Annotated in this window: 19 protein-coding genes; 12 read left to right on the top strand and 7 right to left on the bottom strand. The window is 58.5% G+C overall.

Going from position 1 to position 25,630, the window contains the following annotated elements:
• Window positions 1-76 precede the first annotated feature (76 nt).
• The 4 genes from AB3N21_RS06350 (at window position 77) to AB3N21_RS06335 (ending at window position 7,016) form a co-directional block, all read left to right on the top strand.
• Window positions 77-3,550, top strand: coding sequence for a choice-of-anchor D domain-containing protein (locus AB3N21_RS06350; RefSeq protein WP_367934420.1), 3,474 nt, complete (start codon window positions 77-79; stop codon window positions 3,548-3,550).
• Window positions 3,551-3,747: 197 nt separating this feature from the next.
• A complete protein-coding gene (locus tag AB3N21_RS06345) occupies window positions 3,748-4,164 on the top strand; it encodes a hypothetical protein (protein ID WP_367934419.1) in 417 nt (138 codons plus the stop codon).
• Complete coding sequence (locus tag AB3N21_RS06340) at window positions 4,157-5,584, top strand: hypothetical protein (protein ID WP_367934418.1); 1,428 nt, start codon at window positions 4,157-4,159, stop codon at window positions 5,582-5,584. The genes AB3N21_RS06345 and AB3N21_RS06340 overlap by 8 nt, the downstream gene beginning before the upstream one ends.
• A complete protein-coding gene (locus AB3N21_RS06335; RefSeq protein ID WP_367934417.1) occupies window positions 5,574-7,016 on the top strand; it encodes a hypothetical protein in 1,443 nt (480 codons plus the stop codon). Before AB3N21_RS06340 ends, AB3N21_RS06335 begins: the two co-directional genes overlap by 11 nt.
• 132 nt (window positions 7,017-7,148) lie before the next feature.
• Here the strand turns inward: AB3N21_RS06335 and AB3N21_RS06330 are convergent, their stop codons facing one another.
• The 7 genes from AB3N21_RS06330 to AB3N21_RS06300 form a co-directional block, all read right to left on the bottom strand.
• Window positions 7,149-7,805, bottom strand: a complete 657-nt coding sequence (locus tag AB3N21_RS06330) for a hypothetical protein (RefSeq protein WP_367934416.1) — start codon at window positions 7,803-7,805, stop codon at window positions 7,149-7,151.
• An 87-nt stretch (window positions 7,806-7,892) separates the two neighbouring features.
• The gene (locus AB3N21_RS06325) at window positions 7,893-9,875 is read right to left on the bottom strand and encodes a thiamine pyrophosphate-binding protein (RefSeq protein WP_367934415.1); all 1,983 of its coding nucleotides are present in this window, start codon (window positions 9,873-9,875) and stop codon (window positions 7,893-7,895) included.
• Between the two features lie 12 nt (window positions 9,876-9,887).
• The gene (locus AB3N21_RS06320) at window positions 9,888-11,498 is read right to left on the bottom strand and encodes a glutamate synthase-related protein (RefSeq protein ID WP_367934414.1); all 1,611 of its coding nucleotides are present in this window, start codon (window positions 11,496-11,498) and stop codon (window positions 9,888-9,890) included.
• A gap of 70 nt (window positions 11,499-11,568) precedes the next feature.
• Window positions 11,569-12,816 (bottom strand): cation:proton antiporter, encoded by a 1,248-nt coding sequence (locus AB3N21_RS06315; RefSeq protein ID WP_367934413.1) that lies wholly within the window; start codon window positions 12,814-12,816, stop codon window positions 11,569-11,571.
• Between the two features lie 325 nt (window positions 12,817-13,141).
• Window positions 13,142-13,444 carry an anti-sigma factor gene (locus AB3N21_RS06310; protein ID WP_367934412.1) on the bottom strand — a complete coding sequence of 101 codons (303 nt, stop codon included), beginning with the start codon at window positions 13,442-13,444 and terminating at the stop codon, window positions 13,142-13,144.
• The gene (locus AB3N21_RS06305) at window positions 13,441-14,019 is read right to left on the bottom strand and encodes a sigma-70 family RNA polymerase sigma factor (protein WP_367934411.1); all 579 of its coding nucleotides are present in this window, start codon (window positions 14,017-14,019) and stop codon (window positions 13,441-13,443) included. Before AB3N21_RS06305 ends, AB3N21_RS06310 begins: the two co-directional genes overlap by 4 nt.
• Window positions 14,020-14,339: 320 nt before the next feature.
• On the bottom strand, window positions 14,340-15,074 hold the full coding sequence (locus AB3N21_RS06300) for a hypothetical protein (protein ID WP_367934410.1): 735 nt from the start codon (window positions 15,072-15,074) through the stop codon (window positions 14,340-14,342).
• A 70-nt stretch (window positions 15,075-15,144) separates the two neighbouring features.
• Between AB3N21_RS06300 and AB3N21_RS06295 the strand changes: the two genes are divergently transcribed.
• From AB3N21_RS06295 to AB3N21_RS06260, 8 genes are all read left to right on the top strand, one after another.
• On the top strand, window positions 15,145-16,050 hold the full coding sequence (locus tag AB3N21_RS06295; protein ID WP_367934409.1) for a hypothetical protein: 906 nt from the start codon (window positions 15,145-15,147) through the stop codon (window positions 16,048-16,050).
• Window positions 16,051-16,516: 466 nt separating this feature from the next.
• On the top strand, window positions 16,517-17,050 hold the full coding sequence (locus AB3N21_RS06290) for a hypothetical protein (RefSeq protein WP_367934408.1): 534 nt from the start codon (window positions 16,517-16,519) through the stop codon (window positions 17,048-17,050).
• Between the two features lie 71 nt (window positions 17,051-17,121).
• Window positions 17,122-17,385, top strand: a complete 264-nt coding sequence (locus AB3N21_RS06285; protein ID WP_367934407.1) for a hypothetical protein — start codon at window positions 17,122-17,124, stop codon at window positions 17,383-17,385.
• Between the two features lie 32 nt (window positions 17,386-17,417).
• A complete protein-coding gene (locus AB3N21_RS06280) occupies window positions 17,418-18,470 on the top strand; it encodes a hypothetical protein (RefSeq protein ID WP_367934406.1) in 1,053 nt (350 codons plus the stop codon).
• 348 nt (window positions 18,471-18,818) lie between these two features.
• The gene (gene iadA, locus AB3N21_RS06275) at window positions 18,819-19,979 is read left to right on the top strand and encodes a beta-aspartyl-peptidase (RefSeq protein ID WP_367934405.1); all 1,161 of its coding nucleotides are present in this window, start codon (window positions 18,819-18,821) and stop codon (window positions 19,977-19,979) included.
• Window positions 19,980-20,035: 56 nt separating this feature from the next.
• Complete coding sequence (locus tag AB3N21_RS06270; RefSeq protein WP_367934404.1) at window positions 20,036-20,911, top strand: cyanophycinase; 876 nt, start codon at window positions 20,036-20,038, stop codon at window positions 20,909-20,911.
• Between the two features lie 34 nt (window positions 20,912-20,945).
• On the top strand, window positions 20,946-23,744 hold the full coding sequence (gene cphA / locus AB3N21_RS06265) for a cyanophycin synthetase (protein WP_367934403.1): 2,799 nt from the start codon (window positions 20,946-20,948) through the stop codon (window positions 23,742-23,744).
• A gap of 9 nt (window positions 23,745-23,753) precedes the next feature.
• Complete coding sequence (locus AB3N21_RS06260) at window positions 23,754-25,490, top strand: Mur ligase family protein (RefSeq protein WP_367934402.1); 1,737 nt, start codon at window positions 23,754-23,756, stop codon at window positions 25,488-25,490.
• Window positions 25,491-25,630 lie beyond the last annotated feature (140 nt).

Below are 25,630 nucleotides of genomic sequence, written 5' to 3'. Positions count from 1 at the left end.
TGCAATTTTTCAAGTATTGTGCTATAGTCGGCAATTATATTCTTTAATTTTTTGATTTTATTGTGAGTGCACAATCATGCAAAGGAATTTTGATTCGGCGTTCAGCGCCACGGTAACACGCGACTCCGACAAGCAGATCCGCTCCATCAGATACGAAGACGAGTTCCCCGAGATTAAGGCCGGTGGTGGCCGCGGGGCGTCCAAGTCCTTTCTCCGCCGTATGGCGAAAAAGCTTGGCATCGCGTACCGGTATCTGAGCAATCTGGACCAGGAGGAGAGCTTCCTCGATCCCGACAAACGCGAGGTCGAGTATCGTTTCAGCGACGAGAAGACGTTTTTCGACACCACGACCTATGTGTATCGCCAGACCTACCTGAACACTCCGGTCTGGAGCGCCGGTCTGACCGTGACGGTTAAGCACGACGACGGGCAGGTGCTGTCGCTGACCAACACCAGCGAAACCGGCATCGACGCCAAGTTGCCTCCGGCCAAGGATATCAACCGCTACCGCAAGCTTTTTGCCACTGGCGAGAAGGGTGGTGACAAGGGATCAAGCCCAAAAAGTGGGTCTATCAAGGGCGGTAGGCAGACGCTGCTTTCTGATATCCTGGCCGAGGCAGTCCGGAAATACCCTGAGGACGCGCCTCGGCTCATTCGTGGGCGGTTTTTCATCTACCGTTACGATGCCGAGAAGCGGCTGACGGATCATCCTGACCGGTCACCGGGCGAAGGCAGTGGCGCGGCGCCGGACACCGAGACCGATGACCATCCAACCTTGCCGCTGGGCGATGTTCCAAAGTCAATCAAGGACGGAAGCTGGCGCTTTGTGGCCGAGCTTATCGTGCGTCTGCCTGTCGAAGGTGAGCGCCTGAACTGGCGCCTGCTGGTCGATGTGGACACGGATGCCGTTCTATACCTGCGTGTGCTGGCGTCCGGCGTAAACGGTCTTGTCTTCACCTACGATCCGATCACTAGCACCGGCGACAACGGCAATGACGCCACGCAAGGCAATGCCGTTCTGAACCCGCTGCGCGATGATGTCGTGCTGGAAGGGCTCGACCCGCCGGTTGGGGGAACGCAATCCCTGTCGGGAAATCTTGTAGCCGTTGTCGAGGTTGAAAACCCCGCAGTTGCGCCGCCCACTCAGCCGGCTGGGTCCGATTTCGATTTCAACGCGCGGACCAATGATTTCGCCGCCGTAAACGCCTATTACCACAATGACCGGTTCTTTCGCCTGGTCGAGGATCTGGGCTTTCCGCTGGACGACTATTTCGACGGTACCAGCTTTCCCGTCGAGATCGACCATCGCGGGCTTGGCGGTGCCAACAACGCGCATTGTATCGGTGACGGCGACGGGATCGACCATGCCTGTTACGGCCTGATCAACTCCGCAGGTGGAACCCCGATGAGCAATGCCGTCGAGTGGTCGGTTGTCCTGCATGAGCTTGGCGGACACGGTATTCTGTACGACCACGTCAATTCGGCCAATCTCGGCTTCTCGCACAGTCAGGGCGACAGTTTTGCTATCATCCTGAACGATTTCGCCTCGGAATGGCACAATGGCGGCGCAATCGATCGGTTTGTCCGGTCGCCGTTCCGCCAGAACCTGCGTCGGTCTGACCGCGCTGTGGCCGATGGCTGGGGCTGGGGCGGGCCGAACGATGACGGGACCTATGGCAGCGAACAGGTCCTTTCGACGACGATGTTCCGGGCCTACCGGTCAATCGGCGGGGATTCCACGCATCTGACCCGCCGCGAGTTTTCGGCGCGCGTCATGTCGTACCTGTTGCTGCGCGCCGTCGGCACGCTCTCACCCGTCAGCAATCCCAATTCGCCCGGTCCCTATCTCGACGCGCTTCTGACCGCCGACGAGGGCGACTGGACGACCGAGGGCCTGTTTGGCGGCGCCTATGGCAAGGTGCTGACCTGGTCCTTTGAACAGCAGGATCTGAACGGCGGGGTTCCACCGCTTGTGGATGTCTACATCGACGACGGCAGGGCTGGGGAGTATGAGTTCCTTGACGATTTCGCCGACAGTCCGGCGATCTGGAATCGCCGCGCACCCGATGGTCTGGAAGGCCATCAGGAGCCCTCGCTGGGAACCAACTATGCCTATGTGAAGGTCAAGAACCGAGGAACTTCGCAGGCAAACAGTACCGTTGTCCGGGGCTTCCACAGCATGCCGCTCGCCGGTCGCGTCTGGCCGGACGATCTGCAACCGATGGTGACACCCGAATTGGCGGCGGGCACGGTTCAGCCTAATGATGCCGAGGAAATCATCGTCGGTCCGTTCGAGTGGGTGCCGAACCCGAATGCCGAGGGTCATGACAGCATGATGATGATCGTCTCGGCCGAAGGCGATCCCTCCAACGCCGATAAGTTCACCGGGGTAAAGGAGATCGAGGATTGGAGGCTTGTTCCCAATGACAACAATATCGCTGTCAAGGACGTCAGGCTGGAGCCCCGACTGGTCACGGTCATTGCTGACAATGGCGAGTTTGGAAATGTCTGTGTCGACTCCCACAAGGACATGAAGCTGGTTCTCAGCAACAGCGGTTTCAGCATGCTATCGGTCAGCAACATCACCTCGTCCTCGGCTGAATTCGAAGTGCCGGGCGTGATGGATTATCCGATAGCGATCGACTCGGGTGACTCTGTCATCGTACCGATCCGATATCGGCCAAGTGGGTTCGGCCCGAGCGCGGCTGCGATAACCGTTTTCAGCAACGACCCAGAGGGCCCAAAGACCGTTCGGGTATCGGCCGAGAGCAGGCCACCTCGGCTGGTGACAATCATCGCCGATCATGGCGATTTCGGCGATGTCTGTCTGAAATCCCATCGTGATCTGATGCTGACCCTGAACAACAGCGGCCGTTGTCCGCTGACGATCAACAGCATCAGCTCGTCTTCGGCGGAGTTCGTCGTTGCGGATGTAGCGTCTTACCCCATCGTTGTCGGTTCCGGCGATTTCGTGCAGGTTCCGATCCGGTTCGAACCGGCGAGCCACGGCAACAAGTCGGGCGTGATCACAATCGACAGCAACGATCCTTCGGGCAAGAAGACCATCCGAGTGTCGGGCAAGGTCCCCGCCGGACGGCTGACGGTCACGGGATCCACTTGCATCGGGGGAGTCAAGGCCTGCTGCCTCGGGGAACGCACGATCAAGATCTGCAATACCGGCAAATGTGCGCTGACAGTTGCAAGCGTCGGCTTCAGCCGTAAGAGCAAGTACTGGAAACTGGTGAACAACCCGTTCCCGGCTGTCCTGCCGCCGGGGTCGTGTCTTGACCTTCTGATCCGCTACAAGGCGGCAGAGAAATGCCCGAAAGCCCTGCAACTGGTGATCAAAAGCGATGATCCCGATGCTCCGGTCAAATGCCTTGATCTTATGGCTTACACGGCCTGGCAGCGGCCGGGCAACTGCAAGTCCGGCTGCGATTGTTCGGACGACTGCGATTGCTGTGGAAGCGACGACGGATGCGGCGTGCAGAGCCTCGATCCCTGTTGCTTCGACGAGGAGTGCGAGGAACAGCGGGACGGCGAATGCTGAGGTGAGTTCTACGGATAACGCCATCCGCGGCCTCCATCTGCGCCCCGAATGTCAGGCCCATCTCTCCTCCTTGGTGGTTACGATGAGCCTGGCATTCTCCGCAAGCAGGCTTGTCTGCTCAAAAAAGGCGGACGTCGGCATGGCCTGCTGACAGCGCCCTGATCGGTGGCTCTGCAGGCGCCAAAGCGACCCTGTGCATGACATGGGGCCGCTTCCGCGGTCGCAAGAACCAGACCACCAATTCTCCAAAACGATTCCCAGATTTCGCCATAATGAGATGTTCATCTGTCCGCGTTTGCGAAACAAAACCGGATGCAACACTACCTTTGGTTATAGCGGCGCATAACCCGTCATCGCAAAACCACTATGCACATTTCAAGCAAGGACGCGAAGTCAACATGAAACAACTCGCAATTCCCAGTCTGTGTGGGGCGATTTTGTTCGCTTCATCCGCAACACCGGCACTTGCCTATGTCGACCCTGTCACAGGCAGCATTATTATTCAGACGCTTGTGGGCGGTCTGGCCGCTGCGGCGGTTGCATTACGGTCCGTAAGGGAAAAGATCACCGCGCCCTTCAGATCCAAGAAGAAAGACGACATTGAGAATGCGTGATACGGCAGCGCTCCCTGAACGCGATGCTGGATCATTTCGTGACCCGAACGGATACGTCTTTTTGCATGCAGGCCGTGTCTTTCGCGCGGTTACGCCTGCGATTTATGAGCAGTTCGCAGCCATCTACGACAGTGGCATCATTGCGCGTCTGAGCGATCAGGGGCTGATGATTGCCTGTACGCGCGTCGACGCGGACGATGCCATGCTGGCCAAATTCACAGGCCCCCGCGGTGAACGGGCATCAGCGTTGTACGAGCACCCCAGAGTGCCGATGCTGAGCTATCCTTATGAGTGGACCTTTTCGCAACTGAAAGCCGCAGGCCTGGCCCATCTGGATCTCCAGATCGCGGCGCTTGAAGAAGGCTATGTGCTGTCGGATGCCACGGCCTACAATATGCAATTTGTCGACGGCAAGCCGATCCATATAGATGTGCTTTCCCTGCAGGAATACAAGGAAGGCCAAGCCTGGAGCGGATATAATCAATTCTGCCGACAGTTCCTGCTGCCACTTCTGCTTGAGGCTTGGGCGGGTGTGTCTTACCAGGCCATGTATCGCGGATCCATTGATGGTATTTCGTTCCCCGATGCGCTGGCGATCCTACCTAAGCGCAAGCTCTTTTCCAGCCTGACCGGAATTTCCCATGTCTATTTGCACGGGCGGTCTATTACGTCGGCCTCCTCGGCCACGTCCGAGAGCAGTTCAAGGAAATCCCCTGCGATCAGCAAAACCCGGTATCTTGCGATACTCCAACAGCTGCGTGACTTTCTTGCCGATCTGCAAAGCAAGAAGCGATCCGAAACCTACTGGCATAGCTATGCGTCCAAGAACAGCTATTCGGATACCATGCGCGACACAAAGCTGAGCTTTGTGCGGGATTGGGCGGAACGCGTAAAACCCAAGCTCATCTGGGATATTGGCGGGAATACCGGTGACTACTCGATGGCGGCCATCGAAGCGGGCGCGGGAAGCTCGATCGTGCTGGACGGTGATCTGGACTCGTTAGAGGCCCTTTACAACACCCGGACGAAACGCGGTGTTCCCATTTTGCCGTTGGCCATGAACCTGTCGGATCCGTCACCGGATCTTGGCTGGAAACAATCTGAACGGAAGGGCCTGATGTCCCGCGCAAACTCTGACGGAGTAATTGCGCTGGCCGTTATCCATCACCTGGTGATCGGGGCGAACCTCCCCTTCGATGAGGTGATCAACTGGCTGCTGGATATTGCCCCGGATGGCATCATCGAGTTTGTTCCCAAACGCGATCCCATGGTGCGACAATTGTTGGAAATGCGCGCGGACCTGTTCCCGGACTACACCGAAGAAAGGTTCCGGCAGCTCGTGAGTTCGCGCAGAAAAATCGTTTCAGAACATACTTTTGACAGCAACGGTCGCCTGTTGGTGGCTTACAGTGAGTATTGAAACAATGCGGCAGGATGTGCTTGCCATAGGCTTGCTGTGGGCGGCGATGCCCTTCACGCATTTGCTGGATCTGGGATATACCTTTTTCTCGTTTGAGGTATGGGCGGCATCCGCGTTGTTTCTGTTGCTGGGGTCGGCCCTGGCCTACGGGTTTGGAAAATTTGGACTACAGTCGGTATTGGTTGCGGCCTCACTCCTCCTGTTGGTCTGTGTTTACTTCTTCGACACATCCGGCTTGCCATTCGCCTGGTTTGTCGCAATCTATGTCGCCTTTTTCGTGTTGCACCTCAGACTGGGGCGCCAGCTGTTGCCCATAGTTGGCACTTTTGCAGTGATCTTCAGCCTATCCAATGTGTTGGTTCTTAAAGCTGATCCGTTTAACGGGACCGGGACGCAGACGCCTTCCTCCGAAAACCAGCAAAACGCTTTGTTGCATATTATTCTGGACGAACAGGCATCCCCTGATGCGTTGGCGCACACAATCCCATCGGAGCATCCGGCTTTGTCCATCTACGAGGATTACGCGAAGCGCGGGTTTCACATGTACCGAACAACGCGTTCTGCGCATATTCTGACAAGACAGTCGCTGTCCAACCTTGTGTCCTTGAAGGACGATATAGATAACCTCGCACTGCTTGAACCGAGCGATGACCACGTAGTGTCATTTAAGCGCAACCCTCAGCTTCAACAGTTGGTGGCGCAGCAATACCGCGTCAGGGTTATTCAAAGCAGCTATCTGGATTTCTGCGCGAACCTGTTCGAAATCGCCTGCCAATCCTACCCGATCCGGGACATGAGCGTGTTCCAAACATCCGGGCTAAGCTTTGCTACCCGGCTTTCGATTGCCTTGAACGCATTATCTCGCGATTACATGAATCCCAAAAGCGGTCGTTACATAGGGGCATTCAAAAGGGCGCGCCACGCCGTCTCCGAGCCGACAAAAAGCTTCAGGTACATGTCTTGGCCGATGAAGACGCTTGAGGCAATGGATCAGCTGCAGGCAGAACTGCAAAACATCCAACCCGGGGACGCTTTTGTTGCACATCTTCTTTTGCCCCATTTCCCTTACATACTGAACCCCGATTGCAAGCCAAATGAGCCGTCCGCCTGGGGCTATCCGGTGCGCCATGGGCGCGAACAAAAGCTTGAGGTGATTTACAGGGCGTATTGGGATCAGGTGAGCTGTGCGCACAATAGGATCATGCAGATTCTCGATGACATTGCCGACAAGCCGTATGTAACTGTCATAATCCACGGGGATCACGGGGCTCGCATTTTTTCGGAGACAGAAGACGCAAATCAGGCTGATGGTCTCGATACGTTCCTTGCAGTCAAAAGGCCAACCGCGCTGACAATTCGCGAACCAGAGGGTTTGTCACTGCAGGATATTTTTGCGGAAGAATTCGAAGAATTCCTTCGTGTGAGGCCGTGAAGCTGCCTGGCACTGGTTCACCGCGATGCTGATTTTCTGCGCATCCATCATAGGACAATTTGGATGGGATCATGTGATCGCTTTGAGATGATCGGGCTCGCTGACGCTTAAGTTTATCGCATGGTCTGCGCGTTAAAGATTGCGCATCTTATCGGCCAGATCCGTTAGGAGCGAACGAGGCGCGAAACACAGCAGAACGTCGCCGGGGTGAATGACAGTCTGTCTGGTCGGCGCGGCACCGTTCACCCGCAGGACCGTCAGATCCGGCAGAGCGGCTCTGACGGTGTTGTGCGAGACCACAGCGGAACCGGAAAAGCGTTGCTCGACCAGCTGGTCTCCGTTGGGTAATTCGGCGATCAGGACAGGACCGGCCTCGTGGTCCCATCCAAACAGCAAAAGGACCCGTTCAACGAGGGCACACATGGTTTGATCAAGCCGTTTGCTGACCGCAAGGAAGCAAATCAGCATGACGGCCAAAGCCATGTAGACGATCGTCGGAAACTCCGACCCGTCATCCGTGCGCAGCAGGCCCAGAACCACGGTGGACAGAACCGTAACAACGCCGAGGCTTCCTATAATCATCAGCAACACTAGGATCTTGCGGCGCATGGGGTGGCGCATCAGATCCTCTGATTCCGAGGTCGTGAAGCCAGTTCCCGAAAAGGCGGAGAGCGCCTGAAACCGAGCCGCGTTGGGCTCCATGCCCGTCAGCCGAAGGGCCGTGCTGCCGATCCGCACGACGGACATCGATAGGGCCAGCAGCAATAGCAAAGTCAGCGCGGCGATCATGGTGGTTTCCCAGATGTGGATTTGCAATGAAGTGTTCGGGTCTCAGGGGCCCTTCGCCGGATACTCATCGAGCGAAGAGCCCTGCCGTCAGACCAGTTCGGCATCGGTCATGAATTCGACCAGAGCTGGCCCCTCGATATTAAGGGCCGCGCCGATTGCGGCCTCGATATCTTCGGCGTTGGTGATCTTTTCGCCGTGACCGCCACACAGGCGGGCAAAGGCCGCGAAGGACGGGTTCACCAGATTGGTCTCCCAGACGGGCCATTCACCGGCGCGCTGCTCTTTCGAGATTTTGCCCAGCTCACCATTGTGCAAAAGGATATGGGTGATATCCATGCCGTACTTGACCGCTGTGGTGAAATCCATCGGGTATTGGCCAAAGCCGCCGTCGCCCGACACTGAAATCACTTTGCGACCCTTGAGCGCCTCAAGATCCTTAGTTGCAGCCCAGGCCCCCATCGCCGCCGGGAACCCGAACCCGATCGAGCCCAGATACCCCGACATCAGCACCCGCTGCGTGCCCTTGGTCTCAAGGTAGCGCCCGAAAGAGTAGGTGTTGTTGCCGACATCGACGGCAAAGATCGCGTCCTTAGGTGCAAGGATCGAGAGTACATCGAAGATGGCAAATGAGTGCAGCCCGCCGCCCTCCTGCATCTCGGCCAGCCTGCTTTTCTTTTCAGTCCGCCAAATGCGCCAGCGCTCCGCCAGTTCGCTGATCTGGTCCGGCGCCTCGGGGTTGCGCGGGGCCAGGCCCTGGATCGCCTCGCAGAACGCGCCCACATCGCCCCAGACCGGCAAAGACACCGAGTGAAACTTACCCAGTTGCATCCGGTCGTAATCCACCTGAATGATCCGCTTCGATGGCTCGATGCCGGTGTGGTTGGAAAAACTGGTTCCAAGTGCGATGATCAGATCCGCCTCATTCATGAACCAGCTTGCAATCGGCGTGCCGGACCGGCCCAGAACGCCTGCGGCATTGGGGTGGTCGTCCGGAACCAGCCCCTTAGCCTTGAAGGTGGTCAGAACCGGCGCGCCCAGCCGCTCTGCCAGTTCTGCCACCTTGTCGCGCACGTCAAAGGCCCCGTGACCCACGATGATGATCGGACGGCGGGCTTTTTCGATCATCTGAGCCGCCATTTTCAGGTCTTGAGGGTCTGGAGAAATGGCAGCGTGGGTCAACCGGCCCGCAGGCTGGGCGGCGGGCTGGTCCGACGGCTTGGTTTGCACGTCGTCGGGAAAGATCAGATGCGCGACATCCTGTTCGACAATCGCATTCTTGCAGGCAAGTGAGGCCAGTTCGGCGTGATTGGAGCTGCCCAGAACCGGTTGCGAGAACCGGGCAACCGCCTGAAAGGCAGACCGCAGGTCGATGTCCTGAAACGCGCCGGGGCCCATGACCTGGGTCTGGACCTGCCCGGTCAGCGCCAGCACCGGGGCGCGATCCACCTTGGCATCCCACATGCCGGTGATCAGGTTGGTGGCCCCCGGTCCGGCAATCGTCAGACAGGCCGCAGGTTTGCCGGCCAGCTTGCCATAGGCCGATGCGGCAAAGGCGGCGGCGCCCTCGTGGCGAATGCCGTAGTAGCGCAGCCTGCCATCCGCAACGGCAAGCCGGATCGCATCCGACAGACCGAGGTTGGAATGCCCGACCATGCCGAAAACCGACTGCAGCCCCCAATTCGTCAGCGTTTCGACCATGACATCGGTCACCGTCCGCTCATGCGGCGGCTCGAGCTCCAGCCCGACAAAAATCTCGCGGTTTCGAACCTCGACCGGGAACATCTTCTGTCCGGTGTCTTCGTGACCGCCGGGCGGGGCGCCGGTCAGGGGGTCGAAATCCCAGCCATGCCACGGACAGCGCAGCCAGCACTTGCCATCGACACCCTTTTCGATTGACCCTTCCCCCAAGGGTCCGTTCTGGTGCGGGCAGCGGTTGTCCATCGCGGTCCACTGGCCCTCGAAATGAACAAGGCAGATCGATGTCGTGCGCGCGGTGACGGTTTTCACCCGTCCTTCGGGCAGGTCATCGATGTGACCCACCGATATCCAGTCAATATCCTGATCGCTCATCTGAATGCTCCCTTATGCAAGACCGCCATAGGCCACACCCGACAGCTCGGCCATGTCCCGCTTCCATGTAGTCAGGTCGCCGGCGTTGAAACCCGACAAATGATCGTGCCCGCAGGCGCGGGCCATCACCTGCATCAACTCGACTGAGGCCTCGAAAAAGTTCGCCAGCTGCTTTGCCGACTTCTCCGCCACTAGCCGGCTGACAAGATGTGGTTTCTGGGTGGCGATGCCCACGGGGCAGTTGTTGGTGTGACAGGCGCGCATGGCGATGCAGCCGATGGCCTGCATGGCCGCATTGGACACGGCAATGGCATCTGCACCCAGCGCCATGGCCTTGATGAAATCCGCCGGCTTGCGCAACCCCCCCGTGATCACAAGCGTCACGTCCTGGCGGTCGAGCCGGTCAAGATGCGCCCGTGCCCGCGCCAGGGCCGGAATGGTCGGCACCGAGATATTGTCGCGGAAGATGATCGGCGCCGCCCCGGTTCCGCCGCCGCGCCCGTCAAGGATGATGTAGTCGACACCTACATCCAAGGCCGCGTCGATATCCTTTTCGATGTGCTGAGCAGACAGCTTGTAGCCGATGGGAATGCCACTGGTCCGGTCACGGACCTCGTCGGCGAACTCCTTGATCTGGACCGGTTCCGTCCACTCGGGGAAGCGTGGGGGTGAAATCGCGCTCTGACCGGGCTCAAGACCGCGGACATCGGCGATTTTTCCCTTCACCTTGTTGCCCGGCAGATGGCCGCCGGTTCCGGTCTTGGCGCCCTGACCGCCCTTGAAATGAAACGCCTGCACATTTGCCAGCTTGTCCCACGAAAACCCGAACCGGGCCGAAGCGAGTTCATAGAAATACTGGCTGTTGGCGGCCCGCTCGTCAGGCAACATGCCGCCTTCTCCGGAACAGATCCCGGTGCCCGCCATCTCAGCCCCCATCGCAAGAGACACCTTGGCGGTTTCCGACAGCGCACCAAAGCTCATGTCCGAGACGAAAAGCGGGATCTTCAGCTTCAGGGGTTTTTGCGCGTTGGGGCCGATCACCACATCGGTGCCGACTGGATCGTCATCCAGCAACGGGGCTTTGTGCAACTGTGCCGTCAGGATCTGGATGTCGTCCCAGTCGGGCAGTTGCGTGCGCGGCACACCCATGGATTCCACGGCACCGTGATGGCCGGTCTTGGTGAGCCCCTGTTTGGCATAGCGCTGGATCAGCCCGTTATAGGGCTCTTCCTCGGTGCCATGGCTGGTATCGGCGTAAAGCCCAAGATACTGATCTCGCTTGAACGGCTGCGGGTTTTCCAGCGCCCAGGCGTTGATCTCATCCGCATCCACCCAGACCGCGCCATCCTCGGTCCACGACCGAAACTTTGGCAGCGCCTCGTCATTGGCATATTCCGAGACGCCGCTGTCCAGACGGTAATCCCAGTAATGCACACCACACATCAGGTTGTTGCCGCGCACGAAGCCGTCGGCCATGAGCGCCCCACGATGCAGGCAGCGCCCGTAGAACACCGATACATCGTCATCAAACCGCACGACAACCAGATCGACCTCGCCGACCAGCGCATATTTCGGCTTGCGATCTGGCAGATCGTCCAGTTTGGCGACGGATAACTTGTTCATTGATCTCTCCCTGTCTTCGCAATGTGGATTGGGGTTTTGTGAGTGAGTGGCATTGGTGAGTGAGTGGTATTTAAGTGTTGTGAGTGAGTGGTGCTTCTGCCGCGTCGACTTGCTCGGTTTCCGGACAGGCCCCGCGACCGGCGATCATCTTGCCGTACCAGCGCGCAGCGGGAGCTGCCGTAATTCCGTGCAGAACCGCACTGATCCAAACCGCGTTGATTGCCAGATGCAGAACCTCGTCCTGGAACCCATGCGGCAGCGTTTCCAGAACCAGCAACGCAAACAGCGCGGTTGCCAGCCCCCTGGGTCCGAACCATCCGAAGAACACCCGCGTCAGCGCCGAGGCGTCGGTGCCGATCAGCGACACCCAGATTGCCAGTGGCCGCACAACAAACAGGCTGGCAAGAATCAAGACCAGCATGGGCCAGGTCAAATGCGCCACCGCCTCGGGCACGAGCCCGGCGCCAATCAGCAAAAACGCGGCCCAGGCCAGAATTTGCCCGTCGCCTTCGGTGAACTCATAGACGAATTTGCACCGGCCCTTGACGACATTTCCAAAGCACAGCCCGGCGGCAAAAGCCGAGATAAATCCGTTTCCGCCCACAAGCCCGGCCAGAAGGTAAGCCCCGCCAGCCATCGCAATCGCAGCGATCCCCTCGTAAGCTTCCGAGGTCGAGGACAGGCTTTTGGCCTGCAAAAGCGCCCAGCCTCCGACAAGGCCCACGGTCGCGCCGGCGAGAGGGCCCAACACGACCTGTTTTGCTCCGAACAGCAGCCAATCCGTCGAGCTGTGGGTCATGTCATGCGCGACCACTGCGGCCAATAACAGGATCGCGGGAAGGGCAAGCCCGTCATTCAGCCCACTTTCGACGATCAGCGCCCGGCGCGGACGCAGGGGAACATCCGGGTTGGTGACCACGGGTTGTCCCAGCGCAGCGTCGGTCGGTGACAAAATCGCCGCCGCAAGCGCCGCCATCAAAAGCGACCATCCCGGGACGATTGCCCAAGCCGCCAAAGCGCCAAGCAGAATTGCCAGCGGAAGCCCCAACAGCAGCATCCGCTGTGGCCAGATGTGCCTTTTCTTCAGCAGGCCGAGATCGGTTTGGGCCGCATCGAGAAACAGCAGAACGATCAGGGCAACCTCGGCAATAGGATGCAGAAGCTCCTCAATCCCCTCCGCTGGCAAGAGCCCGGTTTCCGAAAGCCCCACACCCAGCGCCAGAAACAGCATCGGCGCGGTCACGATAGTGCGCGACAGGCGGACGGCCATCAGACAGTAGGCCGCCGTGACACAGCTGACGATGATCAGTCCAGACAAATCCTGCCTCCCATTTTCCAGGCGCCGGATTGTTGGATCAGGCATCTGGTTCTATCTTTGATGTTGCCAAGTGGCGATCCGTTACAGCCTAGCCCGAGATTTTCTGAGCCAAAGCAAAAATCCCCGTTACTCCGGTTGCAGAACCCGAGCAGTTCAATCAGTTGACCGTCCTTTTGTCAGTGCCCGATGGATTGAACTACCATTGGCTCCGGAATGATCCGGGTTGCCATGTGCCGCCTCGGTTCAAAAGGGCAGGGACCTGCCATCTACGGACCGTGTGACGGCGCTGCGTGTCGCAGGCACGTCAATGCCAATGGAAAACGGCTCAACCCTTGTTGGCCGCCAGTATCGCGGCAATCAGGTCCTCCGGGACCGAGGCTTCGAGTTCGTTGTAGTCTTCGCGCGACGCTTTCGTCGCGGCGAGAGTGCGCTCATAGGCGGCCAGGTAGAGCCTGCAGGACCGGCACACCCGCAGATGCAGCTCAAACACGCGCTTCTTGACCGGTGGCAACTCATCCTCGAGATAGGCGAGAATGAAATCCTCGAACTCGTTGCAGGTTATCATGCCCGGAAACCTGAACATCACGCCGTGCATCCGGCGTTTCAGTGATCGTGGTGATTTGTTCACAACGCACCTCCCCGCATCATTGGTTCCAGGAGTTTTTTCAGAGCAGCCCTTGCGCGGTGCAGCCGTACCTTCACGTTCGCCTCACTGAGATCAAGAGCTTCTGCCACTTCGCTGGTTGACATCCCTTCGATGTCCCGAAGCACAAGAACGATGCGGTATTGATCTGGCAGCGCATCGATTTTTTCGTTCAGGAGGTCACGCACCTGACGCGATTGCAGCTGGTCTTCGGACGTTTCCGACACGATTAACGGATCGTCAACGCGACATCCGTTGTCATCGAATATGGGCAGCAGCGGATCGATCGGCTGTTCATTCTTGCGCTTTTGTTTTCGTAACAGCATCAGCGCTTCGTTGACGACAAACCGGTGCATCCATGTCTTGAGGCTCGATCTGCCTTCGAATCCATCCAGACTTCGGTGGATCTTTGTGAACGCCAGCTGCACCGCATCTTCCGCTATTGCTCGGTCATTTAGAATCCGCTGAGCAACCGCAAGCATCCAGGCAATATTATCCCGGACGATATGCTCAAAATCCAACTCGGAACCGGCGTCCGAGCGAAAGCGCGGTTCACTCATTTGCGGTCTGTCAGAAGAAGTGCGCGCCAATTTCGGGTTGCCCCTGCAAGTCTTGTGGCATTCAGCTTACAAAAATCCAAACACTGGCACAACTGAACCGGTTTTAGGCATCTCGTGGGCGCGCTTGCGAGACCAAGCCGTTAGGCATGACCGAACGCCTGCACCCGCGTAGCCCTTCGCGTGCATATCACGGAGACAGCAGGAAAGCGTCTCCGGGGCAGGGGAACCTCATCCATCAGCCATCGTTTGAGATGGGGGTTCTCAGGCGAGACGGTAATCTAACACTGCCAAGCCGAATGGGTGATTGATCTCTGATCTTCCTACTTCTTTGGCTTTTTTGCCTTCGCATTTTTCTTCAAAGTGTCTTTCTCTTTGGTCGCGTCTTTTTTTGCCCAGATGATCCACGGCTTGTTTTCCGAAATCAGCTGTTTGCCTTCTGACATCGCGCCTGCGTTCTTTTTCCTGAGTTTTTCAAGCCGGCTCGCAAGTGAGCCTATATGGCCGGCAAAATGCTGGGCGTCCTGTGCCAACGAAAAGAAGGTTGCATTCTGTGCGGTACCCGTCGGATTTGGAATCTTGGCGCAGGTCATGAAGGCGTCGTGCAAAACTCGCCCGTATTCCTGCAAGGCTTTTGCGGTTTTCAATCTTTCAACGATCTGCTTTTGTCTTTTTTCGAGATCCCCCACGAGCATTATTAGCTTTTTATCGTAATCTACCAAATCTTTACGATAGGCTTCCAGAACCGCTTTGGCCTGCGTGCTTTTATGGCCATGTTTGTCGACGACTTTGATCGCTGCCGAGTATCTGCCCTGTGTGCCGGGGTCTGGCCAAACCACCCTGATTTTCAGGGCCGCGTCGGCAGCTTTGACCGCTTTCTTCGCGTTCTTCAGCGTAACTTCCATGTGGTCATTCTTGAAATACTTCAGATCGTCCCAGCTGAGAGATTTCTTTTTGCTGATTTTTTTACCGTAATCGTGAACCTTCTTTACGTCGCCGATTTTATCATAAACGTCTTTGACCTTGAAAAACTTGTTCAATGCATCAAGCCAGTTCATTCCTTGGCCTCCTACTAATACCCAATGTCTTCATCCCCCGCGCGCCATGTCTTCAGGGCTTGGGCGATACTTGAAGACGGTTGGTGTTACATCGCCTGAAGACCGCCACGCGATTGAGCGATGCATCGGACTCGCCGATCGCGATCTGTCGCGAGGCGATTTCCTCGAAGGCACGGATATTCTCCAGGCGCTGGGGAACTATCTTGAAGCCCGGGCTGCGTCTGGTCCGCTGCTCGCGATGGTCGAAGACATGCAATGGGCGGATGCAATAACCGAAAGGCTCTTTCAATTGGCCGGCGCTATCGCGGAGCGATCCATAATGCTGGTGCTGACAGGACGACCGGAGTTCGATCACTCGGCGTTCAATGGTTTTGATCCGACCGTATTATCGCTGTCCCGGCTGACACGTTGGCAAGTGACCGATCTTGTGAATGAACTGTCCCGGCCAACTGAGTTATCCGCCGACATGATTGATGCGGTTTGTGATCGCTCGGACGGAGTTCCGCTGTTTGTAGAGGAGTTGGTGCGCTCGATCATTCAGAACTCGCCCGACCGGGCCTGGGTCCCAAGCACCCTCAAGGATGCATTAACTGCTCGCTTGAATGAACTTGGTGTATTCCGGCATTTTGCCTATCGCGCATCGTGTTTTGGTCGGAGGTTTTCGGCAGATCTTTTAAGCCGTGTTTGCAACGATCTCTACGGGACAGTTGAAGACGTACTGGACGCAATAATGGCGGCGGGGCTGATTTTCCGGCGCTCGGGACTGGGTCCACAAACTTATTGCTTCAAACACGCATTGCTGCGTGAGGCAGCTTATGAAAGCTTGCCAATTTCTGTCCGTCAGAGCATTCACCGGACCATACACGAGACCCTGATCAAGCACCCTGAGACACAACCCGATATCGTTGCCTGGCACGCTGATCGCGCACGGGAGACGCGCGAGGCTTTTGCCCACAGGTCCGAGATTGAGGCCTGAACCGAGTATCTGCCGCAGGCTTGCACCTGAATCTGTTTGGTTTCTATAGGCCTTGCGAAACACGTAGTTGTCCCCGTTTCATAGTCACGCCCCAACAACTCCGGAAGACTGCCAAAATACCTGCCGCACCAATGCGCCATTGCCTCGACGCAGCGGATTTAGGCGGGCCGCAAGCAAACTACATGGTGGTGTACCTTGCCCGCGCAAGGCCATGATTGCACACGGCCCGTTCACCGAACTGTCAGGTCATCGCAGCGAATAGGCGCCTTTCTCGAGTGTTTTTCTGTCAACAGATCAACCCTCCAAAGGAGCCGCAAACATGCTCGATAACCCTGTTTCCTTTTTGCGCCAATTTGCGGACGCAAACCTGACGGCGCTTGTTTCGAATTGGATGACTGTGGATGGCCGGGTCGCGAAACCGGCGCCTGAACATGTCTCGCAAGTTCACATGTCACCCGAAATCGGAATGCCTATCGCGCAGGCCTATGAAGCCGGGCAGCATGACCCGGAAAATCCGGTGGTCCGCGCCAGCTACATGCAGTTGATGGGCGAGATGCACTGCCAGTATCTTTTTGTCACCGAAACGCTGCAGGTTCGGATTGAGCCTTATTTTGGCGCAGGTGAGCCCTATGAGAACAGTGCCGCCATGCGTGAGGATGTCGCAAAGTACAACCATCTTTATTTCCTGACCACGACCGAAGACGCCTTTGGGTCTGGAGATGCGGATGTCACCGGGAACTGGATGGGCCAACCCACCGGTGAGCAACTGGGCGGCTATGATCTGTTGGTTAACGACATGTTCCGCGCCGTGCATGATTTCTTTGGCCATGCGGTGCCCGGCACCAGCTTTAGCGCTACCGGTGAAGAACGCGCCTGGTATTGCCATTCGCGCATGTGCTCACCGTTGGCGCGCTGTGCGCTGACCACAGAAACCCGAGGGCAGAACACATGGGTCAATTTCGGTCCGCATATCCGCGTCTCGCTGAGAACAGCTGCCTGACACCGGCTATTGATGCCCCAATCAAGGCACTGCACCAGCTGTGCAAAGGCGATCCGTTCAACTATCCGGCGGTGCGAGATGACCTGACCGGCTCGAAACCGGATGGGGTCGCCGACTTGGTGCGCGAAGTGAAGACCCAGCTTGAGGCATTGATCGACGGGTTGAAGGCTTATCGCCCCAAAACATCCGAACCGGACAACCCTGATGACCAGAAATGGGTGGCCGGTGCCCCTCACCACGAAATGATGGCCATCGCCGATGCGCTGGAGGCGCAGGCGACCCTGATCCTGCGCGAGGTCACACAAGACCTCCGGGCCTTTGGCCTGACTGCCTGACACGCGGCCCTTGTTGAAACGGAGACATAACGATGGATGAAGCCAAGATCGAGGATCTCGGGAAAAAGCTGACGCTTGCCAAGAAACAGCCGCTGAATTTCGCCTTTGCCCCTGGCTCGGGCAAGAATGACGGCGCTTGCCAGATGGATCGCAAACTGCCGCTGAACAAGCTGCGGCAGAACGTGAAGAAGGCATCAGGCAACAACAAAACCATCTGCGGGGTGGCCAACGTATCGGGCAAGATGCTCAGCCTGAGCTGTGAAGAGGTTCCTGCCAGGCCGCTGGTCAAGGGGCTGAAGAAGTTCCTCATCGAGCTCAAGCTCAAGCACAAGATTCAGATTCTCGATGCGGACGGCACGGTGGTGATCGCGGATGATGAGGATGAGGCCGAGGCGACCTCGACCGGAGGGACACCGGGGGTCGAAGCGAAAGCAGATGTGCCGGATGACTCCTTGCCGTCTGCCGACGGGCTGGAGGATCTGAAGCAGAAATTCGCAGTCGTGAGCCGTCAAACAAAGCTTGTGATTGAACAGAGCCCGGAGCGTGAAAAGGCACTGTCATCGGCGCTGGAGGCGATCGAAAAACTGCTGGACGCAGGTGAGGCGGACAAGGTGCGTGCCGGGATGGCACGGTTGGCAGCGGCCCTCAAACAGCAACCCGGTGCGAAGCGATCCGGAACCAATGGAAAAGCTGTCAGTGCCTCGGTCAAAAAACTGCTCAAGCTGCGTTCGGATATTGACACCAGCTATGCTCAGCTTCTGGCCGCTCTGTCGAAACACTCCGACGCGCGCGTGCGTAAGATCGCCTCGGACGGGTATCAAAAGATCTTTGGCGGCGCGGGTGGCGTTCTGAGTGGTGCTGATGCCGAGTTGTTCGGAGCTGTGGAAACCTGGAACGCTTCGACTGCCGAAGCCAGGCAGGCGGCTGAGGGCGATATCAAACGCTGCATCGAGCAACTCAAAACCCATCTGGCGGGCAACGAATTCATCCGCCTGATAGAGAACAACCCGTTCGGAGCCTCGCTACAAATCTCGCAGCCGCTGAACTCGGTCCTCAGTGAGATTGACAGTCAGATAGCGGCTTAAGGCGAAACCGAAATGCTATAGCGGAAAGCATCGCCTGACTGGACCTAAAACACGCCATCAACACTTAGGGTTACTGCCCATAGTGCAAGTCGGATACGTGCGCTGAATGCCGTCTCTCGTGCAACCTGCGCGCGCGCAGGTAAATGCCGTCGACCTAGATAACGCCGGTGGAACGGGTCCGATTTTCCAGGTTTGTCCGTGGAAATCATGTGTGCTGTAGCAGGTCGAACCCGACGGGCCTTTCTCAAAAACAGCAATGCTCCCAAAACAACAAGCGTGACTTTTGGTTTGAACCTTCATGCCCGCTTGAATATGAGCCTTTTGGTTTCTATCGAAAGACCCCGATCCATGCTGACAGTGATCCAGAATGCCGACATTCACGCACCTGATCCCATCGGGATCGGGCATGTGGTGATTGCTGGCGAGCGCATTGTCTACCTCGGCGCGGAATTGCCCGAGGTGGCTTCGCCGTTGCAGGCAGAGGTCATTGACGTTCAGGGCGCCGCAGTGGTGCCGGGACTGATCGACGCGCACGCACACCTGACGGGTGGTGGTGGCGAAACCGGTCCGGCCAGCCGGGTGCCGCCAATGGTGCTTTCCGCTTTCACCCGGGCAGGGGTGACGTCGGTCGTTGGTGTCTTGGGCACCGATGATCTTACTCGGAATACGCAAACCCTGGTCACGCAGGCCTATGGTTTGCGTGAAGAGGGGCTGTCGGCCTGGTGCCATACCGGCGGCTATCACGTGCCGTTGACGACGCTGACCGGATCGGCGCGGGGGGACATCGTGTTCCTCGATCCGGTGATCGGTGTCGGGGAACTGGCGATCAGCGATCACCGCTCGAGCCAGCCAACATTGGACGAGTTCCTGCGGATCGCAAGCGAGGCGCATGTCGCAGGGCTAATGACCGGCAAGGCGGGGATCGTGCATTGCCACATGGGCGACGGCAAACGGGGCCTGTCGTTGTTGGAGCAAGCCATTGCCACAAGCGAGATCCCCGCGCGGGTGTTCAATCCCACCCATATCAATCGCAACAAGGCCCTGTTTCACGAGGCGGTGGCATTGGCGCGGCATGGCTGTTTCGTCGATGCGACGGCTTTTCCCGCCGGTCATGTGGAGCCCGGGATATCCGCTGCCGACGCCTATCTGCAATTCCGCGACGCCGGGGGGCGGGCCGGTCGTTTTACCATCAGTTCAGATGGCGGTGGTTGTCTGCCCGCCTTTGACCACGACGGCAATCTGACCCGATTTGGCGTGGGCTTGTGCGATACACTGCCCGAAACATTAGCCAGTCTGGTGGGTGCGGGGGTGCCGCTTGTCGAGGCGCTCATGCCGTTCACGTCGAATGTTGCCGATCTTCTGAAACTGCACCGCAAGGGGCGTTTGGCCGAGGGCATGGATGCCGACCTGCTGGTTCTCGGTGAGGATTTCGCGATACGCCATGTCATGGCGCGAGGGGCATGGCATATCCGCGACGGTCAGGTAGTGCGGCGCGGAACATATGAATAAGGTCGGACAATCGGGCCTTGAACCCCGCAGACCCGTGAAGAAAAGGTTAAAACAAGATGTGCCCTGCACCTGCTGAAGAAAACACACCCCGAGGTTTCATCATTCCGATCGGCGGCGGTGAGGACCGTGTGAAGGAAATGCAGATCCACCGCAAATTCGTGGAGCTGTCCGGCGGGCCTGACGCCGATATCGTGGTGATCCCGACCGCCTCGATGCTGGAAGAAACGGGCCCCGACTACAATCGCATCTTCTCGGAACTTGGGGCGGGCGAGGTCGAGTTTCTGCCGATCTCGCGCCGGGCCGATTGTGACAACCCGGAATTCGCCGGAATGCTGGACCGGGCGACGGGCATTTTCATGACCGGTGGCAATCAGCTGCGGCTGTCGGCGATTCTGGGCGGCACACTTGTGGCGCAGAAAATCCGTCGCCGGAACGCGGCGGGCATCCCTGTTGCGGGCACCTCGGCTGGTGCCTCGATCATGTCCGAGCATATGGTCGCCGGTGGCAGTTCCAACGCGGCCCCTGCCGAGGGCAACATCACACTGGCGCCGGGTATGGGTCTGACCAACGCGGTCATCATCGACCAGCATTTTACCCAGCGAAACCGGCTGGGGCGGCTGCTAACGGCTTCATCTTTCAACCCATTTCTGATCGGGTTGGGGATTGATGAGGATACCGCCGCGTTCATCGGGCCAGACAACGTTCTTGAGGTCGTGGGCAGCGGCACTGTCACGATTGTGGATGCCAGCCAGCTGACGCATTCGTCGATGTGGGATGCGCGCGCGGGTGAGGCGCTGAGCCTTCTGGGTCTTCGACTTGACGTTCTCGGCGAAGGCTGCCGTTATGATCTGACTGCGCGCATGGCTTATCCGCCGGACGAGCATATGGCGTTCTGCACTCTTCCGAATCCGGGTGGGAAAAGCTCGGCCTAACGGGAAGACACAAAACAAAAAAACGGGGAGCCTCATGAAAATACTCTCAACCAATGTCTTCGTCGGTCCGAACGTCTGGGCAAGTTTTCCGGTAATCCGACACGTCATTGATCTGGGAGTTTTGGAGGATTGGCCCTCGGCCAAGATCGGCACCGAGTTTGTCGATGGGTTGGTTGCGGCTCTGCCGGGTCTTGCGGAACACGGATGTTCGTACCGCGAGCCGGGCGGCTTCATTCGGCGCCTGCGAGAGGATGAAGGCACCTGGCTGGGGCATGTGCTGGAGCATTGCGCCATTGAGGTACAGAATGTTGCGGGCACGGACGTGACCTTTGGGCGAACCAGAGGCACCGGCGAACACGGCCAGTACAACATGGTCTATGAATATCGTCAGCGTGATGTCGGTCTGGCGGCGGGCAAGCTGGCGATGCGGCTCTTGATGCATCTGCTGCCCGAGACTTTGCGCGAGCAGGTCGATTACTCGTTTGACCCGGAGTTTGACTGGGACGAGGAACTGCGCAGTTTCGTTCTGCGCGCGCAGCGGAAAGAGTTTGGCCCATCCACCGGCTCGCTGGTCAAGGCGGCCCAGGAACGCGACATCCCCTGGATTCGGCTCAACGAGGGATCGCTGGTGCAGTTCGGGCACGGCAAGTATCAAAAGCGAATTCAGGCGACGATCACCTCGGAAACCAAGCATATTGCGGTCGAGATCTCCTGCGACAAGGAAGACACCCACAATCTGCTGAGCGATCTTGGGTTGCCGGTTCCGCAGCAGCGTATGGTCTACAACGCGCGCGAGGCCGTGCGGGCGGCGCAGCGCGTCGGCCATCCAGTGGTGGTCAAGCCGCTGGATGCCAATCACGGGCGCGGAGTTTCGATAAATCTCAACACCGATGACGAGGTCGAGGCCGGTTTTGCCGAAGCCAAGGAGCATTCCAGAAGCCGCGCGATACTGGTCGAGAGTTTCATAACTGGCTTCGATCACCGGATGCTGGTGGTGGACAACAAACTGGTTGCGGTGGCCAAGCGTGTCCCAGGCCATGTGGTTGGCGACGGCAAGCACACAATCGCCGAACTCGTCGATATCGTGAACGAAGATCCCCGCCGCGGCATCGGGCATGAAAAAGTGCTGACGATGCTCGAGATCGACAATCAGGCGAAACGTCTGATGGAAGGCGCCGGCCACACGGAAGAAACCGTGTTGCCGGAGGGAGAGGTTTTCTATCTGCGGTCGACCGCGAACCTGTCCACGGGCGGCACCGCGATTGACCTGACGGATGTGATTCATCCCGACAACCGTGACATGGCCGAGCGCGCGATCATGGCGGTGGGGCTGGATGTGGGCGGCGTCGATTTCCTGATCGACGACATCACCAAATCCTACAAAGACATCGGCGGCGCCATCGTCGAGGTGAATGCGGCCCCCGGTTTCCGGATGCATGTGGCCCCGTCCGAGGGGCAGCCGCGCGATGTGTCCGGTAAGGTGATGGACATGCTGTTCCCCTCCGGTGAGGAAACCCGCATCCCGATTGCCGCCATTACCGGCACGAATGGCAAAACCACCACCTCTCGAATGCTGGCGCATATCATGAAGGCCAGCGGCAAGATTGTGGGCCTGACCTCGACCGATGGCGTTTATGTGGATGGCAAGCTGAGCGTGAAGGGCGATATGACTGGTCCGAAATCGGCGCAGATCGTCCTGCGTGACCCAATGGTGGATTTCGCGGTGATGGAGACCGCGCGTGGCGGGCTTGTGCGCTCAGGGCTTGGCTATCAGCGGTCCAACGTGGCGGCGTGCCTGAATGTCTCCGCCGACCATCTGGGCCTTGGCGGCATCAACACGGTTGAGGAACTGGCCGTGGTCAAGCGGGTTGTGGTGGAAAGCGCCACCGACACGGCCGTTCTGAACGCCGATGACATCAACTGTCTGAAGATGGCCGATTACGTCGGGGCCGACACGATCTTTTATGTCACCACGAACCCGGGCAACGGTCTGGTCAAGGAACATATCAAGTCCGGCGGCAAGGCCATTGTGCTGGAACACGGCATGAATGGTGACATGCTGACCATCTACGACAACGGTCTGCACATTCCGGTGCTCTGGTCGCATCTGATCCCCGCAACGCTTGAGGGCAAGGCGATCTTCAACGTGCAGAACGCGATGTTCGCCGTTGCAATGGCCTATTGCTTCGGCGTCGATCTCGACAACATCCGCCACGGGCTGCGCACCTTCGACACCAGCTATTTCCAGGCGCCGGGGCGAATGAATGTCTTTGACGAGCATCCCTTCAAGGTGATCCTCGACTACGCCCACAACCCCGCTGCCCTGTCGGCGATGAGCACCATGTCCGACCGTATGGATGTAAAGGGCAGCCGGCTTTGCGTTGCCTCGATGCCCGGCGACCGCCGTGACGAGGATGTGGCGGATGCCGCTGCCGCATTGGCCGGTCATTTTGACCACTTCATCTGTAAGGCAGATGACAACCGGCGTGGTCGTGGCCATGATGAGATCCCGCAGATGCTGCGGGCCGGTCTGATCGCGGGTGGCGTTGCCGACGACGCCATCAGCATCATCCCCAGCGAGGTAGACGCGATCGAGGCAGGGCTGGCCATGGCGGCGCCGGGCGACCTTTTGGTGATCTTCGGCGATGACACGGCCCGGTGCTGGAAACAGATCATCTATTTTAACTCCGGTGAGAAACCCGAGGCGGTCGCGCCGGCGCCGACCACATCCGCCGCGGGCGAGGTCGAAGACCTGTTTCACAGCGATCAGGCCCTGATCCGGGACGAGCGTGGAGTGCGTCTGGCCCGCAACATCAGCGAAGACGCCGACTGAGAGGCCGGGATGGACAGGATCGAAGAGCTTGAAACCGCGCTGACCATTCATTGCGCGCAGGCCGACCACATCCGTGTGGACGATGCCCGCAGGCTGACCGGGCCGGGGTTGCTGTGGGATCGTCCCGGCGCGGTGATGGATGTCTTCTTTGACGATATCCCTGCCAGCCGCGTCACCAGATTGTGGGAGCATCACGCCCGCCGGGTGCTGGATGCGCTTGGCTGGCAGGATGAGGACCTTACGCATCGGGTGTTCAGCGGTGGCGTGAATCTGGCGATCTCGGCGCCGATGGATCAGCTCTATTCGGCCATATTCGCGGCCCAGACGGCGTGGCATTTCTGCGCGGCAGAGCTTTTGGGCGCGGAACCGGGCGATTTCGAGCGGATGATCGCGGATGTGAAGGGCGTGATGGCCGAGGAGGCCAACCCGCCGCTCATGGCGCTGATCAAGGTAGCCGCAGAGCGGGGCGTCGATATCCTCTGCGATGATGATGAGATTTCGATCGGCCATGGCACGGGCAGCCGGACCTGGCCCTTTGACGCGCTGCCTGCCCCGGAGGAGGTGGACTGGGACGCATTGCACAACATTCCCGTCGCTTTCATCACCGGCACCAACGGCAAAACCACGACGACCCGTCTGCTTGAGGCGATTGCACGGGCCTCTGGCAAGGTCGCCGGGCTGACATCGACCGAATTTGTTCGGGTGGGTGACGATATTCTGGATCGGGGCGACTATTCCGGGCCGGGCGGGGCGCGGATGCTGTTGCGCGACCAGCGGCTTGAGATTGCCTGTCTGGAGGTGGCGCGCGGAGGTATCCTGCGTCGGGGCCTGCCCACGAAGGCGGCGACTGCGGCGGTGGTCACAAATGTCGCGAACGATCATCTGGGTCAGTATGGCGTCAATACGGTGCCGGAACTGGCGCAGGCAAAGTTCGCCGTGCACCGGACGTTGGCCAAAGACGGTATCCTTGCGCTCAACGCGGATGACGACTTTGTCCGGGCCGAGGCGGAAACCACGCGGGCCAATATCTGGTGGTTCTCTTTGGATGCGCAAAACGAGAAGATCACTGGCGCCCGCGAACGCGGGGACTGCTGCGCCTATCTGCACGGTGACAGCATCTTCTTCTTCGACGGCACGGAGGAACAGGAGGTTCTGGCTGTGGGCAAGGTGCCCCTGACCATGGGTGGTGTCGCGCGCTACAATATCCTCAATGCGTTGGCCGTGCTGTGCCTCGCCCGCGCTATAGGTATTTCTTTTGAGGCCATCCGGGCCGGGCTTGCCTATTTCAAACCCGACGCAACAGACAATCCGGGCCGGTGTAATGAGTTTGCCTATAACGGCGCGCGGGTATTCGTCGACTTCGCCCATAACCCGCATTCCATTCGCGCCGTTTGTGAGGCTCTGTCGGCGCTGCCCGCCAAGCGCCGTTTCATCATGCTGAGCCATGCGGGTGACCGGTCGGATCAGGACATCAGCGATGTCACCGCGACCGCGCTGAACTTCAAACCGGATGTGATCGTTGCGGCCGAGTTGGAGGGGTATCTGCGCGGGCGTGAATTGGGGGAGATTCCCGCCCTGATCGAACAGGCGGCAGCGGCGAACGGGTTCAGCGCGGATCAGATACAACGCGCCGCCTCGCCATCCCGGGCAGCCGCGCAGATTCTGGAACAGGTTGCGCCGGGCGATATTGCCCTGCTGCTGGTGTTGTCAGAACGCGGCGAGGTACTGAGACTGCTGGAACCCTGATCCTCTACGCAGCGCTGGGTCGGGTTTTCGTCTAAACCGCACATGGCGGTTTCCCGCCATAAATCGGGTTCAAGGCAGGAACGGCATACTTGAACTGGTATGCCAAGCATGCGTTCAATAACTCCGCAATTGATCAGTTG

It is taken from the genome of Ruegeria sp. (genome assembly GCF_040830605.1).
In the GTDB taxonomy this organism is placed as follows: Bacteria; Pseudomonadota; Alphaproteobacteria; order Rhodobacterales; family Rhodobacteraceae; genus Ruegeria.
This window is presented reverse-complemented; position numbering and strand designations above follow the sequence as displayed.

Excerpts from the sequence above, each read along its gene's own strand:
- AB3N21_RS06325 (WP_367934415.1), bottom strand. The coding sequence starts at position 9,875 with ATGAGCGATCAGGATATTGACTGGATATCGGTGGGTCACATCGATGAC.
- AB3N21_RS06350 (WP_367934420.1), top strand. The coding sequence starts at position 77 with ATGCAAAGGAATTTTGATTCGGCGTTCAGCGCCACGGTAACACGCGAC.
- AB3N21_RS06330 (WP_367934416.1), bottom strand. The coding sequence starts at position 7,805 with ATGATCGCCGCGCTGACTTTGCTATTGCTGCTGGCCCTATCGATGTCC.
- AB3N21_RS06340 (WP_367934418.1), top strand. The coding sequence starts at position 4,157 with ATGCGTGATACGGCAGCGCTCCCTGAACGCGATGCTGGATCATTTCGT.
- AB3N21_RS06280 (WP_367934406.1), top strand. The coding sequence starts at position 17,418 with ATGGATGAAGCCAAGATCGAGGATCTCGGGAAAAAGCTGACGCTTGCC.
- AB3N21_RS06260 (WP_367934402.1), top strand. The coding sequence starts at position 23,754 with ATGGACAGGATCGAAGAGCTTGAAACCGCGCTGACCATTCATTGCGCG.
- AB3N21_RS06305 (WP_367934411.1), bottom strand. The coding sequence starts at position 14,019 with ATGAGTGAACCGCGCTTTCGCTCGGACGCCGGTTCCGAGTTGGATTTT.
- AB3N21_RS06290 (WP_367934408.1), top strand. The coding sequence starts at position 16,517 with ATGCCTATCGCGCAGGCCTATGAAGCCGGGCAGCATGACCCGGAAAAT.
- AB3N21_RS06270 (WP_367934404.1), top strand. The coding sequence starts at position 20,036 with ATGTGCCCTGCACCTGCTGAAGAAAACACACCCCGAGGTTTCATCATT.
- iadA (WP_367934405.1), top strand. The coding sequence starts at position 18,819 with ATGCTGACAGTGATCCAGAATGCCGACATTCACGCACCTGATCCCATC.
- AB3N21_RS06300 (WP_367934410.1), bottom strand. The coding sequence starts at position 15,074 with ATGAACTGGCTTGATGCATTGAACAAGTTTTTCAAGGTCAAAGACGTT.
- AB3N21_RS06345 (WP_367934419.1), top strand. The coding sequence starts at position 3,748 with ATGACATGGGGCCGCTTCCGCGGTCGCAAGAACCAGACCACCAATTCT.
- cphA (WP_367934403.1), top strand. The coding sequence starts at position 20,946 with ATGAAAATACTCTCAACCAATGTCTTCGTCGGTCCGAACGTCTGGGCA.
- AB3N21_RS06320 (WP_367934414.1), bottom strand. The coding sequence starts at position 11,498 with ATGAACAAGTTATCCGTCGCCAAACTGGACGATCTGCCAGATCGCAAG.